Genomic DNA, 14761 nt, shown 5'->3' on the forward strand with positions numbered 1-14761 from the left:
CTTACACGTTGTCAACGCCGAACGCGAGTCAAAGTCTTTTGAGGTAAGGGTTTTAGGCTTATTCAGCAAGCCCTAGCTTAATTAAAAAAAAGAACGCAGACAAAATTCCATCTGCTGCGTTCATCTGTGTTCATCTGCTACTATCTGCGGTCAAAAACTCCCCACCCAACTACTTCGCCGCAGGTAAAGACAACTGAGGCGAAGTTTTAGGGTAGCTTCCATTCACGGGAATCGCATCCGGTTCCTGCGAAAGCAAAAACTCACGAATTACCCTAGCAACTGCTCTTTGAGCTAAACCGCCGACTACTTTCTGCCCCATATTCTGCACTTCGGGTTTCACCAACAACTGCGGAAGAAGCTGCAATACTTTCGTCCCGTCAAAACCCGGAGTTGATTGCAAAATATCCCAAATCCGTTTAATGTGTTCTAGATTGTTTTTTTCTGTTGGTGAAACCACAGGTTGATTTGCCTTGACTCCAAACCATTCGCCGACGACTGCTTTGGCGTTAGCAAAAGCATTGCTCGAAAGTGTGTCGAGACTTTTGACTAATTCCAGGACAATACGATCGCGAATAAAATCTCCTCTTTCGGAAAATAAATATTCTAAAGCTTGGTTCAAGATTTTGCTGACATCGTAATCATCGCTCTCGCGGGCATTGTTGAGCAAGTTTTCTAAGCGGTTCCAGCGAAATTCGCCTTGTTTGAACAGCAAATCTTGCAGAGATGCTCTCAATTCAGGTGCGGGGTCGCTCAACAGCCGTTTTGCTACGTAAGGATAAGCTTTGCTCAACACTTTGAATTCTGGATCGACATTAATGGCAATCCCTTCTAACGTAACGAGCGATCGAATAATCAAAGCATAGTAAGCTGGAACTCGGAAAGGATATTCGTACATCACCGCCGAAAGCTCGTCAGTAATGCTTTTGAAATTCAGTTCGGCAACGCTAGCACCCAAAGCATTGTTAAATACGCTAGCTAAGGCCGGAATAATTGGCGTCAAATCCGTATCTGGCGTTAAAAACTCCAACTTGACATAATCTTTTGCTAAACCTTCAAAGTCGCGGTTCACCAAATGCACCACAGCTTCCAACAAGCCGTATCGCTGATAAGGTTTAACTTCGCTCATCATCCCGAAATCGAGATAAGCTAATTGACCGTCAGGAGTTGCCAAAAGATTGCCGGGATGCGGGTCTGCGTGAAAGAAACCGTGTTCTAGAAGTTGTCTGAGAGAACACTGCACCCCCACTTCTATTAAGTAAGGAGCATCGATTCCTTGAGCTTTAACGGCTTCTAAATTCGTAAGTTTGACGCCGGTGATCCACTCCATTGTTAAGACGCGGCGGCGGGTATATTCCCAGTAGATGCTGGGAACGTAAATGTCTTTGATGTGGCCGTATAGTTGGGCAAACCGTTCGGCATTTTGTCCTTCGTGGGTGTAGTCCATTTCTTCGTAAATTCGCTCGCCCAACTCGTCCATAATGCTTGCGAGGTCACTGCGAATTATTTTGAAGTTGTTTTGTGCCCAAACTGCAACACGCCGCAGGATGTAGATATCTAAGCCGATGTTCTCGGCTAAACCTGGTCGCTGGACTTTGATTGCGACTGTTTCTCCGGTTTTGAGTTTACCTTTGTAGACTTGTCCGAGAGATGCTGCGGCGATCGGATCGGGGGTGATTTCTGCGTAGATGTCTTTGGGGTGGGCGCCCAATTCTTCTTGGATGAATTGATATGCTACTTCGTTCGGGAATGCTGGCAATTGGTCTTGCAGCGTTGTTAGTTCTTCTAAATATACTGGCGGTACTAAGTCGGGCCGTGTTGAGAGTGCTTGTCCGATTTTGATGAAAGCTGGGCCGAGTTGGGCCAGAATTTCTCGCAGTCGGACGGCGCGACGCTTTTGGTTGGTGGCGGTACGACCTGTTTTGCCGTCGAACCACACACTGAAGGCAAAGCTAAAAAATGTCCAAACAACGCTCGACAGCCTTCCCCAGACTTGTAGAGGTCGATTTCGGTACAGGGCTGCGATCGCCACTGGATCGTACCGAACAGCATCTCCGGCCAACTCGAAAGCTATGTCTCTTGATGATTTGAGCCGATCGTCCGTTACGACCTCTGTCTCTAATGATACTGGTACTGCTTGCAGGGGAATTGTATTTGCATCTTGGAGATTGCCGAGTACAGCCTGAGTCCCTGAATTTGCATAAGTTTGCGGGGAGGCTGGCGATACCGTCTTGACATTCATAAATCAGACCTAGTGTGAAGCATTGTAAATATATTGTAACAATTTAAGGAAGAAGACCCTTCTTCCTTCTTATATACTTACTCGCCGCTGGATCTTTGGAGTCGATCGCGAATGCCTGATAGTTGCGATTGGCTGCTGACGGGCGATCGGGGTTGGGGCATTTCGGTATCGGGCCAGTTCGGTAAGTCGTTACAGGGACAGAACTCCGGGGGCATTCCGGTTTGTTGGAACACTACAGGCATAGCGCAGCGCGCGCAGGGACTGATTTCCCAAGCTGGTGTCAGCAGTTGGGAAATTGTTTCGTTTGTGCCTTCGAGGTGGCAGTCTCCGCTGTCGGGCGAGAGGATTTTTTGCCAGCATTCTTCAAATTCGCTGCTGTAGCGATCGCCCGCATTTATCGATTTGGGCAGCAGCGCTTCGGAACCGTTGTAAATTAATACTTTTTTGCCTAACTGAAACCAGTAAGCAATATATTTTCTTACTTCATTCTCTGATGCCATAAATTTTAGTCAACCCTTCAACTAATTGGTGATTTTAGACCTGACCTTTGAAATTTGCACTCTATCTCAAGAGACACTTTATATTTTACATTATTTTAAAATTTCGCTACTTCCCGTATCAAATTGTTTGGCTGGTTGCCCCATGAAGTATTTTTTTAGAGTAATTTATGTGAGTTTTGAGTTTTCAATTTTAGTTAGGATTCTACCTCATTTTTAGTTAAAATTGTTCGTCGGGAAACAGATATTTTTTCTCCCTAGTTGATCGCGACTCCGGCTGTTAATTTTTCGCAGCAGGCGGCAGCGGCGTACCCAGATCGCTGAGATTCAAGGCGTAACCTCCGGTGACGAGATAAACAGTATCGGCGATCGCCCCGATGCGGCGGACGAGAGTGCCGAGGCGATCGCGAAACAGCCGCCCCGCCGGATAAGCAGGCACAACGCCCCATCCGGTTTCCTCTCCTACCAAAATTACATCGGCCGCCGCCGACTTCAAACTAGCGAGCAAATCTTGCTGCGTAGTAGCCCAAACAGCCGCTTCTTGTTCCAAAAGATTTGCCGTCCAAGTTCCCAGGGAATCAATCAACAAGCAATCTGAGGGCTTGCCGGCTTGCACAACTGCCGCTAATTCGATCGGCACTTCTAGAGTTGTCCAATCAACTGGACGGCGATTTCGGTGCTGTTCGAGGCGACGAAGCCACTCCAAATCCGTTTCATCAACTAGGCCAGTAGCGACATAGATTACTTGTTTTCCCGAACCCGCCGCCAGAGTTTCGGCCCATTCACTTTTGCCGCTTCGGGCCGGCCCAGTTACTAAGATTAATTGTCTCGATGTGGTGGGTTCTGAGTTACTCATTAGTCAGCAGTCATTAGTCAGCAGTCACATACAAAGGATTAAACACAATTATCCATTACCCATTACCCATTACCCATTACCCATTACCAATTACCCACTATGATTTAAACGACCAACTACCAAATGCTTTTTAAGCGATAATAGCATTGATGAGACAATATCAGAGTAAGTCGATCGCGAGCCCCAGTATTTCCCAAGCTGTTATTTATGCCAGATCATCCTCAGATATCAGCGATTATTTGCACCCACAATCGCGCCGCCTATTTAGGTGGGGCGATCGACAGCTTGCTGGTACAGGATTTTCCCGACAACTTTGAAGTAGTAGTAGTGGATAACGCTTCTAGCGATTATGCCAGCCCCGAAAGTTCCATTTCGCGCACCCGCGAGGTGGTAGAAGCAAGACTGGGCGATCGGCGCCTCAAGTACGTCTGGGAGCCGGAAATCGGTCTGTCAGTAGCCCGAAACACCGGCGCAAAGGAAGCTGGCAGCGAAATATTAGCTTATCTCGACGACGACGCTATTGCTGAGCCGAATTGGCTCAGGGTGCTGCACAGCGCTTATCAAAGCAATCAAAAACTCGCCGTAGCTGGTGGCAAAGTCAATTTGCTCTGGCCTTCTGGAGTCAGCCCGCCCGAATGGCTCTCACCCGGATTGGCCCAGAACTTGGGAGCATATGATTTAGGCGATAGTTGCCTGTACGTGACTGCTCCCGGTTTGACTCCCAGGGGGGTAAACTACTCGATCCGGCGCGCTTTTCTCGAACAAATTGGCGGCTTCGATGTCAAACTCGGTAGAGTCGGCAAAAAGTTGCTGTCAAATGAAGAATTGCGCGCGACAGAATTAGCATTAGAGCTAGGTTGGCAAGTAGTTTATCTGCCCGATGCCCTGGTGCTGCACAATGTCGCCACAGAAAGGCTTAACAAAGCTTGGTTCTTGGAGCGCGGGTGGTGGCAAGGCATCAGCGAGTGTTATCGCGAACAATTGTCCGATCGAGCCGGTATTGCTCAGCTTGGGCGGGGGGGTGAAAGAATATTGAGGGGTGTCTGGAAGTCTTTTAAATATATTAGAGATCCAGGGCTGCGCTTTGAAAATTTCGTTTTTGCCTGGGGTCAAATCGGTTATTTGAGCGCAGCCATCCGCGGCCTGATTTTTGCACCGAAATCGACCAGTAGGCATTAGGCTATAGGCAATATCCCTCGCTGCTCAAGTCGTCGGCGCGGCTGTGCCGATCGCACTTCATCCACCAAAACTCGACCGCATTCAGGTTCAAGCACTCGATTATGACATCTAGTTCATCCAAGATTCCGGTTTCAGTTCTCATTCCGGCAAAAGACGAAGAACTTAATCTACCTGCGTGTCTGGCCAGCATTGCCAGGGCGGATGAAGTTTTCATGGTTGATTCCCAAAGTAGCGATCGCACGGTAGAAATTGCCATCAGCACCGGCGCAAAAGTAGTACAGTTTTACTTTGACAACCGCTGGCCGAAAAAGAAAAATTGGTCTTTGGACAATCTGCCATTTCGCAACGAATGGGTATTAATTGTCGATTGTGACGAGCGCATTCCGCCGGAACTTTGGGACGAAATCGCGCGGGCGATCGAAGACCCCAATTTTGACGGCTACTACCTCAACCGCAAAGTCTTATTTTTAGGTCAGTGGCTGCGTTACGGCGGCCGATATCCCGACTGGAATTTGCGTTTGTTCAAGCATCAAAAAGGCCGTTACGAAAATCTCGGCACTGAATCAGTTCCCAATACAGGCGACAATGAAGTTCACGAACACGTCATTTTAGCTGGTCAAGTCGGCTACTTAAAAAATGACATGATCCACGAGGATTACCGCGATTTATTTCACTGGATAGAACGGCACAACCGCTATTCTAATTGGGAAGCTCGCGTTTATTACAATATTATTGAAGGGCGCGACGACAGCGGCACTATTGGCGCTCACCTATTTGGAGATGCAGTGCAGCGGAAACGCTTTCTCAAAAAAGTTTGGGTGCGGCTGCCTTTAAAACCAATGCTCAGATTTATGTTATTTTACTTTATTCAGCTAGGCTTTTTGGATGGAAAAGCTGGCTATATTTATGCAAGGTTATTGAGTCAATATGAGTATCAAATTAATGCAAAACTTTATGAATTGCGTTGTTGTGGCGGTCAGTTGAATGTGGCAGAACCTCAGCCGCCTCTGTCGCCACCAGTAGTTATCAGTCAAGAGACAGAGGTGAAATTGCCGTAAGAGTCCCTCTTAGTCCGCGCACCATGCGGACGAAAGTTTGTGTAGATAGGGTTTTAAACACCCACTCCTTCTTAGTCTCTTAGAGAGAGACTTCGTTTGACAAGACGCGATTTCAACCGCCGCGTTTCTTGAGCTAATTAATACTTGAGTGAATGCCACTAGCTAAAATACCTAAAATTTTACCTAAATCGTTGATAAAATATTCGACTAAATCAATTTCGATCGTCTTTTTTGTTAATTTCATAAATTTCCAGTTAGTGCCGGTGGTAACGGTACCGTAAACCACAGGAATTTCGTTGCCTTCCTTTTCATTAAAAATTTGCGCTGCCAACATTTCCGCTACGCATTGTCCCAATCCAGCCAAAATATTTTCTTTTTTAGCTTCTACGACGGTAATAACTGGCGCCGTAACAAACAAAAGTTCAGGTGATTGACTGATGATAAAATCACAACTGCCGTTTAATCCTTTACTGGCATCCACACTAAAGTCAATGCCAGAAAACCAGCTAATTTGATAATTTAATTGTTTTCTGAGTTCGACGAGAATGGGAGCAATAATTAATTCCGATCGCGCTTTTTCTGTATTGCTACCAAGGGCTAAAGCTAGATTATCGCGCAGGGTTTCTTGGAGAAAATCGCTTGGTGTTAATTCTGGAACTTCTGTGAAAATGTTAGAGCGCTCGGAAATGGTTAAATTAAAGTCTTTAGTGACTCGATTTAAAGTAAAATCACTGTATGACATTTGTTATCTATCTCTATGGTTTATGGCAGACGAAGAGATGTTATTTTATCAGTTCTTCGAGGGATGGAAAAAGCAATTTTTCCGCGCTGACTTTTTCGCAGTCGCAAGGCTGTTGACTTGCGGATATTGCTGATACTTTGCCTAGCAGCAATTGGATGCTTTCTATTAGCAGTGGTAGGGTTAATAAAATAATTGATGCTGATACCAGCAAGCTAATTAAGCCGTCAGCCCAATTCCAGTGTAGCCACGCTACGGCGATCGCCGCTAAAATTACTCCAACCGACGAAAAAATATCGGCGACTGCGTGCAGAAACGCGCTTTTGAGATTCAAGTCGCCGTGACAGCAGGAATGCAAGCAACAAGCATTAATCGAGTTGATGCTTAAACCGACTATGGCGGTAATTAACATCGGGAGCCCTTCGACTTCGGGGGTTGGGGACTGCAAACGGGCGATCGACTCTGCGGCAATCCAAAGGGCGATCGCAACTAAACTGATACTATTAATTAAAGCAGCAATGATTTCCCCTCGTTCAGGGATTGACGATTGTGCGATCGCACAATCTACAGGTTTACTTCTTTTTAGTGAGGAGTACCAAGTCGCTGTCAAAGTTATTGCTAAAGCTGCCACATCAGAAAAAACGTGACCCGCATCTGCTAATAAGGACAAACTATGAGAATTAAGTGCGGCGATTAACTCTGCTACAAAAAAGCTGCTCAGCAGTACCAAAGCTGTTTGTAAAAGTCGAACTTTGCCAATTCTGGGATTTGAATTCTCGCATTGTGCGAGTTCCTTGGCGTTTTGAGAGTCAAAATTGTCCCTAACTGGAAATGTCATGCAGCAGTCCTTAAAGCTCAACTCGATTTTAAATTAAACATTAGATGACTTATTATACGTCAACTCCCGACCCGGAACCGCAAAAGCAGATCGCAAATTCCCCAAATCCTGAAATAAACCATCGTCCAATTAGCGACAATCACGCAAATATTTTAACAGGGGAATCTTTGGTTGATTTGCGGAAGTACGATCAATCAAAGTTTGATCGAGGAAAGCCTAATTGGCTAATTTTGGTTTGGTGGTTCGTGCAGGCGATCGCATTTCCCCTCACTCCACACCCTTTTAATAGCATCAGAAGCGGCTTGCTGCGGTTATTTGGAGCGAAAATAGGTCGCGCTGTGATCATTCGCCCCACGGCTCGTTTTACCTATCCTTGGAAAATTGAAATCGGAGACTACAGTTGGATCGGAGATGATGTTGTATTGTACAGTCTCGATCGAATTGCGATCGGCAAACACTGCGTCATTTCTCAAAAAAGCCACCTCTGCACCGGCACTCATGACCCTCAAGACCAAGCCTTTCGCTTAATAACGGCACCTGTGATCATTAATAACGGCGTTTGGATTGCCGCCGACTGCTTCATTGGCCCTGGTGTGGAAATCGGTGCTAACGCTTTAATCGGAGCTCGCAGTAGCGTCTTTCAAAATATGCCTGCAGGCTTTGTTTGTATGGGAACACCCTGTCGTGCGCGCTGTCAGCGAGAAATTAACCAAAGTTCGTAAGAGACATTGAACCGGGAAACTAAGCAGCTTTACAAGCTTGCTGCCGAATAGGAATTTCAATGACGAATTCTATTCCCTTTCCTGAGACAGGCTGGCAGTATAATCTGCCCCCATGCTTTTCAACGATAATTTGGTAACTGATAGATAACCCCAACCCAGTTCCTTTACCGATAGGTTTGGTAGTAAAAAAGGGGTCAAATAGCTTCGGTTGTAGAGTTTCGCAAACTCCCAGACCGTTGTCACTAATATGAATAGCCACCCAATTATCGCCAATTAATTTTGTAGAAATTTGAATGCGGTTCGGGTGTTGCTTGATTTCGGCAAACGAACGCTGCTGATTAGATTCATCCAAAGCATCAATGGCGTTGGAAATAATATTCATGAACACTTGATTGAGTTGTCCGGCATGGCATTCTACTTGTGGAAGCTGACCGTACTCTTTTATTAGTTCAATCTCAGGATGCTCTGGTCTTGCTTTTAAACGATGATGCAGGATGGTGAGTGTACTATCAATTCCTTCATGGATATTTACAGCTTTCACGTCTGCCTCATCCAGGCGAGAAAAAATTCGCATAGACTTGACAATCTCCTGGATGCGCTGCGTTCCTAAGTTGATTGAGTTAAGAACTTTTATAAAATCTTCCTCCAGAAATTCCAGTTCTATTTCATCCATAGCTGCTTGAATTCGAGGGGTAGGATTTACATAATCTTCTTGATAAAGGTGTATAATTTTTAGTAAGTTATGAGCGTACTCTTGGGCATAACCTAGATTCCCAGAGATGAAATTTATAGGGTTATTTATTTCATGAGCAATTCCAGCCGCCATTTGCCCTAAGCCGGACATTTTCTCGCTTTGGATTAACTTAAGTTGCATTTGTTGTAAATTCTCGTAGGCTTGGCTGACTTCTATAACTTTTTCCTCCAATAAGGTGTTTTTTTCTTCTAATTTTTCAGCAAGAACATGAAGCTTTAAATGCAGCTTGACGCGAGCTAATACTTCCTCCTGTTGGAAGGGTTTGGTAATATAATCAACAGCCCCAAGCTGAAACCCTTCCACTTTATTTGCTGTATCCGAGAGCGCAGTCATAAATATAATGGGAATCTGTTTAGTTTCTGGATTAGCCTGTAATCGACGACAGGTTTCAAATCCATCAATCTCTGGCATCATCACATCTAGTAAGATTAGATCGGGTAGAGCATATTTAACTCGCTCTAGTGCCATTTTTCCCGATTTCGCCACCCGAACTTCAAATCCTTCTTGGCTTAAGGCATCAGATAATACACCTAAGTTAGCTGAATTGTCATCAACTATAAGAATCGTACCATGTGCTTTAATTTCTGAATTCATAAACCTTACTTGTAGGACTGAATAAACGTTAAAATCTCTTCGTCTTGAAAGTCCTTTGCCATCTGATGCAATATTTTAGCAAAGGGAATGTATTTTGGGTCTATTGCTTCAAGTAATACCGCCTGCTTAACTATTTGTAAGAAATTTCCTTTCATAGCCAGCTCGTATAGCATTTCCATTTCTATAGCAGGCGGGGCAATTAGCTCATTGGTGTCTGAGCCGATCGCCAGTTGAGCTTCATTGGCTTCGTAAAGCCATTCTAACTGAAGATACTGTTGCAATTTTTGCAGGAGTTCCGTGGCTTGAACAGGTTTGGGAATAAAAGTGTTGCCTCCTGCTTCTAAACTTCTGTATTGATCGGCTTCAAATACGCTGGCAGAAGAGACAATAATGATGGTGTCTTTGAAGTTGTCCGATTCTCTAACCCGCTTAATTAGCTCGAAGCCATCTAGTTCGGGCATTAGTAAGTCGGTAACGATTAAATCTGGTTCTACCTCCAGAATTTTTTCCCACCCTTCCTGCCCATCGTTCGCTTCAGACACCTCAAAGCCGATCGGACTGAGCAAATTGCTAATTACCGAACGGTTAGCCCATTTGTCATCAATAACCACAATCTTAGGTTGGCGCTCTTTGATGCCGATAATCTGGCCGCGATGGTCAATTTGAGAAGTTTTCACCCATTCATCGGCTTGAGATAGATTGACATCAAACCAGAAAATACTGCCAACATTCATCTCACTTTGAACCTGAATGGTACTGCCCATTAGTTCTACAATCCTTTGGCTAATTGCCAGTCCTAATCCCGTACCTTCCGTCTGCCGCCTGCGATCTCCTACCTGCTCGAAGGGCTGAAAGATAGCTTGAAATTGATCTTGTGCAATGCCGGTACCTGTATCGCGTATTTCAAAGCGAATTTTTTCTTCTGTGGCAAAGCTGACTATAAAACTAACAGTGCCCTCATCCGTAAATTTAATAGCGTTGCTTAAAAGATTAATTAACACTTGTCGCAAGCGTTTTTCATCCGCACGAATACCGATCGGGAGTTCGGGGCTTGATGGAAAATGAAACTGAATTCCCTTTAGTTCAGCTCGGATGCGACACATTTCTGCTACACCTTGTAGGAACGCCGGGAAATGAAAATCCGTAGGCATGAGTTCCACTTTCTGTGCTTCAATCTTCGACAAGTCGAGAATATCATTGATTAAGGTCAGTAAATGCGAACCGCACTGATAAATAACATCAATGCGCGATCGCTCTTCTTCATTCAAGACTTTGGAACGCTGAAGAATCTGTGCGTATCCCATGATGCCATTAAGGGGAGTTCGCAACTCGTGGCTCATGTTGGCAAGAAATTCACTTTTTGCGCGACTTGCTGCTTCGGCTGCTTCCTTAGCTTTTGCCATTAGGAATTCTGCTTGTTTGCGATCGTGGATATCGGTACAAGTGCCAACCCACTCCCGGATGCTGCCATCTTCATCCAGAATTGGTACCCCTCTAGCTTGGAAATAACGATAGTTTCCATCCGCTCCGCGAATTTGATATTCTATGTCATACAGGTTTTTCGTTTGCACTGCTTCCATCCAGACCTGATTCGTTCGTTCGCGATCGTCCGGGTGAATTGCATCTAACCAGCCAAAACCAATTACCTCAGCTTCGGTTTGTCCGGTGTAAGCTCTCCAACTCGGCATATCAGGGCATCTTCCTTCAGCATCCGCTGTCCAGACAATTTGGGACGTGGCAGCGATTAGCGAACGATAGCGTTCTTCGCTTTGTTTTATAGCATCTTCGGCTTGTTTGCGATCGCTAATGTCATTATTAATTTCGAGTTGGGCACAAGGCTTTCCTTCTCCGTCGCGCTGCAATGTCCAGCGACTCGCCACAATAATATGCCGACCATCACTGGTGGTATGCTGCACTTCTGCTTCCCAACTTCCCTGCTGGAAAAACTCTGCCAATACGGTTTCTAATGGTTTAGGGAAGACGGTTTTCAGGAATGTGTGAATGTACTGCCCAACTACTTCCGCTTTTGTCCAACCGTAGAGATTTTCTGCACCTTGGTTCCAGTAGATGATGCGGTCATCCATGTCCCGAATAATGATACCATCGCTAGCTAAGTCGAGCATTTCTAGCGTTTGGCGGATTTTTTGCTCGGCTTGTTTGCGATCGGTAATATCTCGTGTGGTGGCGATGATGCCGAGGATATTGCCATTAGTATCACGCCAAGGAGCCTTTGTAGTCAAAAAGGTCTTAGTGGTTTCATCATGAGAAGAGATATCTTCCTCGTAACTCTCAGTGATTCCTGCTGCCATGATGTGGCGATCTTTTGCCATCATTTCACGGGCAGTGTCAGGCGGCAGTAATTCCCAATCATCTTTGCCGATGATTTCCTCACTTGGCTTGCCCAAGAAGTTTGCCGCATTGGAGTTAAGGGCAACATATCGACCTTCCCGGTCTTTAACCACAATGATGTCTGGCGTACTTTCCAGAATCGAGTTCAGCAGTGCATTGCGCTCGCGCAGTTCTGCTTCGGCAAGTTTGCGATCGTTAATATTTCGCGCTATGGCGATGATGCCGAGAATATTGCCCTGAGTGTCTCGCCAAGCAGCCTTAGTAGTTAAAAAGGTTCCGCCGATCTCACCTTGAAAGATTTCTTCTTCGTAGGTTTCAGTAATGCCGGCTTCGATGAGCTGGCGGTCTTTTGCCATCATTGAAACGGCGACGGCAGGCGGCAGCAGTTGGGAATCATCTCTGCCCAGGATGTCCTCAATGGGTTTACCGATAAAGTTTGCTACGTTGGAATTGAGAGCAACATATCTGCCTTCTCGATCTTTGACCACAACGATGTCTGGTGTACTTTCTAAAATAGAGTTCAAAAGTGCATTGCGTTCGCGCAGAGCTTCTTCAGCTTGTTTGCGCTCTGTTATATCCGTATTTGCTCCCACCCATTCGCGAATCGTGCCATCAGCTTCTAAGATAGGCACTCCACGACAACTCATGTAGCGGTATTCCCCGTCATGGCGACGCATACGGCATTCAACTTCATATAGCGATCGATTAGCAACAGCAGTTGACCAGGCAGTGACCATAGACGAGCGATCGTCTGGATGGATAGCGTTGATCCCACCCCCTCCCTTGTAATCATCAAATGTCTGTCCTGTAAATGCACTCCAAGTAGGTTGCTCGATCGCCATTTCGCCGTCCGCATTACAGATCCAAATAATTTGAGCGGTGGCTTCCATCAAAGAACGAAACCGTTCTTCACTTTGTTTGAGGACTTCTTCTGCGATTTTGCGATCGCGAATATCCCGCGTAATAGTGGCAATTCCTACGGGTTCATTAGTCTCTGGATGTTTAATCAGAAATAGGGTGTAATCTACCAGGATGGGTTGACCTGTCACGAAATGTCTGAAGCGGAAATCACTCCGGCAACTTCCCTCTTTCATCAGCGCAGGCAGAATAGACTGCTGTACCAAATCCAAATCTTCTGCCATAAAGAAGTCGGTAAGGTGCTTGGTTCTGGCTTCGTCCAAACTACTGAGTCCCACCAAATCCAGACCCGCCTGATTCACCAGTATAGGGCGACCCTCCATTGATGCCACGCCAATAAAGTCACGGCTGTTCTCGATGGTTGTAGCGAGCAATTGCCGTTCTTCCTCTGCTTTTTTGCGATCGCGCAGCGCAGCCTGCTGTTCGCGAATATCCCGCACAATAGTCGAAAGGAACTCGACTTCACCCGCTTCGGTTTTGTGGACAATCAAAACCTGGGAGACCGGAATTTCTTCCCCATCGCGTGACAAAAACAGGGTTTCACCAGCCCACCTACCCTCTCGCAAGGCGGTGGGAATTATTTCGTTGTGGAACTTTGCTTTAGCCGAGGGAGCTAATACAGAATCTATAGTAAACGGCGATCGTGCTTCCTCTGGGGACATCCCCAGCATTTCCTGTCCGGCTTTGTTGAGATAGACACTATGCCCAGTCACATCCACAACTCCTACTAAGTCGGAAGTTGCTTCCAAAATTGCCGTCAGTCGTGCCTGCTTTTGTTCTGCCCGCTTGCGATCGGTAACTTCAATCACAATCCCACCCAGACCAAAAACCATGCCATTTTCATCCAGCAAAGGATAGTAAGATGCTTGCCAATAGCGCACGATGCCCGGTTCTTTCGGCGTTTCACCTACTAATTCATAGTCGAGAATTGGCTGGCCCGTATCCAGAATGCCTTGCAGAATTGGTTCCACAGTCGGGGCCAATTCTGGCAGCACTTCACGCACTGACCTACCAATATGGTCTGCCACACAAACGCCATTCATCTGGGCCAGAACTTCGTTAATTTGGACGTACCGGAGTTGGTGGTCAAAAATCAGCATTCCGGCGTTGGCACCTGCAAAAAAAGCGTCGAAGTGAGCCTGTCGCAATACCTGTGCTGTTGTGCTCTCTTGCTGTGGCGGTTGGGTTTTCTCTGGTGGGAATTTGCTCATGTTGGCTCGTGGATTTCAGCTATAATTCTAGAACTTCTTTCCAATGGGGCGATCGCAAGGTTTTCGTTTTCTCCTCTTGGGGTACTTAATAAAACGTTCAGTAGGGCGACCATTCGGTTTTCAATCGGCGATATAGGTATCCCTTGCAACAATATCTCCGTTAATTCTTCGGATGTATCGCCAAGCAGTTCTATTGCTCATCAATTATATCTGTAGAACATTGGTGACAACATAAGCTAGGGAAGCGTTTGTCAATCAGCAATTATGCTCAGCATTTACTCAGATTTTGGGGGGGAAACTTAGATTTGGGCGATCGAGCAATCATGCCTCGCGCCATATTTATGCCTACTCACCCCCAAATCGCAAATTTTCTACTCCTCAACAAGCAGTGTTTTCAGTAATTTTACTGATTGACAAATGCAATTAAGTTTTAATTTGTCTGCAATGTCGGTAGAATGCCAACTATTCTGGGAACGTTATCAATTTTAGTTATATCCGTTAAATTTTTAGTTAGATATTCTTAGATATACACAATACGGACTCAACTGGTACAGTAAGAGAAATATTTCTCCCACCAGTTAAACTCATTGTAATATAGGCCTATTTGACTTGTCCACTTAAACAGTCATTCCATAATCACTGCTTAATTTTATAACTGAAAATTAACAAACCTTTAGCGAAAAGTATGATAAAATCCCAGAGAGTTAACTTTAACTAAAGTTAGTAGGGGGCAATACTCCGGACAGTTTTTAAAGAGGGATGCGACGCCTACGGCAAGCAACGCTTACGCAATAAATCACAGAAGCG

The 14761-nt window shown here is 45.6% G+C and carries 11 protein-coding genes; 3 read left to right on the plus strand and 8 right to left on the minus strand.

Annotated features, from left to right (window positions below; genetic code table 11):
* Positions 1-169: 169 nt before the first annotated feature.
* The 3 genes from QUA70_RS26505 to cobU all read right to left on the minus strand — a co-directional run bounded on the left by QUA70_RS26505 (position 170) and on the right by cobU (position 3592).
* Entirely contained in the window at positions 170-2239 is a 2070-nt protein-coding gene (locus QUA70_RS26505) for an AarF/ABC1/UbiB kinase family protein (protein WP_333350819.1), read from the minus strand.
* A 77-nt stretch (positions 2240-2316) separates the two neighbouring features.
* Positions 2317-2739: a hypothetical protein gene (locus QUA70_RS26510; RefSeq protein WP_333334751.1), complete on the minus strand. Its 423-nt coding sequence runs from the start codon at positions 2737-2739 to the stop codon at positions 2317-2319.
* 277 nt (positions 2740-3016) lie between these two features.
* On the minus strand, positions 3017-3592 hold the full coding sequence (gene cobU / locus QUA70_RS26515; RefSeq protein ID WP_333350817.1) for a bifunctional adenosylcobinamide kinase/adenosylcobinamide-phosphate guanylyltransferase: 576 nt from the start codon (positions 3590-3592) through the stop codon (positions 3017-3019).
* A 207-nt stretch (positions 3593-3799) separates the two neighbouring features.
* Here cobU and QUA70_RS26520 point away from each other — a divergent pair, with 207 nt between their 5' ends.
* Positions 3800-4771 (plus strand): glycosyltransferase family 2 protein, encoded by a 972-nt coding sequence (locus QUA70_RS26520; RefSeq protein ID WP_333334747.1) that lies wholly within the window; start codon positions 3800-3802, stop codon positions 4769-4771.
* 1 nt (position 4772) lies between these two features.
* Here the strand turns inward: QUA70_RS26520 and QUA70_RS26525 are convergent, their stop codons facing one another.
* Positions 4773-4985, minus strand: coding sequence for a hypothetical protein (locus QUA70_RS26525; protein ID WP_223300923.1), 213 nt, complete (start codon positions 4983-4985; stop codon positions 4773-4775).
* Here QUA70_RS26525 and QUA70_RS26530 point away from each other — a divergent pair.
* Positions 4912-5829 (plus strand): glycosyltransferase family 2 protein, encoded by a 918-nt coding sequence (locus tag QUA70_RS26530; RefSeq protein ID WP_333410742.1) that lies wholly within the window; start codon positions 4912-4914, stop codon positions 5827-5829. The two genes, QUA70_RS26525 and QUA70_RS26530, sit on opposite strands and share 74 nt — an antisense overlap.
* Positions 5830-5962: 133 nt before the next feature.
* Here the strand turns inward: QUA70_RS26530 and QUA70_RS26535 are convergent, their stop codons facing one another.
* The gene (locus QUA70_RS26535) at positions 5963-6571 is read right to left on the minus strand and encodes a hypothetical protein (RefSeq protein ID WP_333334745.1); all 609 of its coding nucleotides are present in this window, start codon (positions 6569-6571) and stop codon (positions 5963-5965) included.
* Positions 6572-6611: 40 nt separating this feature from the next.
* Entirely contained in the window at positions 6612-7406 is a 795-nt protein-coding gene (locus QUA70_RS26540) for a cation diffusion facilitator family transporter (RefSeq protein WP_333350815.1), read from the minus strand.
* Between the two features lie 44 nt (positions 7407-7450).
* On the opposite strand from QUA70_RS26540, the gene hpsU reads away from it, so the two are divergent.
* Positions 7451-8128, plus strand: coding sequence for a hormogonium polysaccharide biosynthesis acetyltransferase HpsU (hpsU, locus tag QUA70_RS26545; protein ID WP_333350813.1), 678 nt, complete (start codon positions 7451-7453; stop codon positions 8126-8128).
* Between the two features lie 19 nt (positions 8129-8147).
* Here the strand turns inward: hpsU and QUA70_RS26550 are convergent, their stop codons facing one another.
* The gene (locus QUA70_RS26550) at positions 8148-9476 is read right to left on the minus strand and encodes a response regulator (RefSeq protein ID WP_333334740.1); all 1329 of its coding nucleotides are present in this window, start codon (positions 9474-9476) and stop codon (positions 8148-8150) included.
* Positions 9477-9481: 5 nt separating this feature from the next.
* Entirely contained in the window at positions 9482-13954 is a 4473-nt protein-coding gene (locus tag QUA70_RS26555; RefSeq protein WP_333350812.1) for a PAS domain S-box protein, read from the minus strand.
* Between the last annotated feature and the right edge of the window lie 807 nt (positions 13955-14761).

It is taken from the genome of Microcoleus sp. LAD1_D5 (assembly GCF_036702115.1).
In the GTDB taxonomy this organism is placed as follows: Bacteria; Cyanobacteriota; Cyanobacteriia; order Cyanobacteriales; family Microcoleaceae; genus Microcoleus.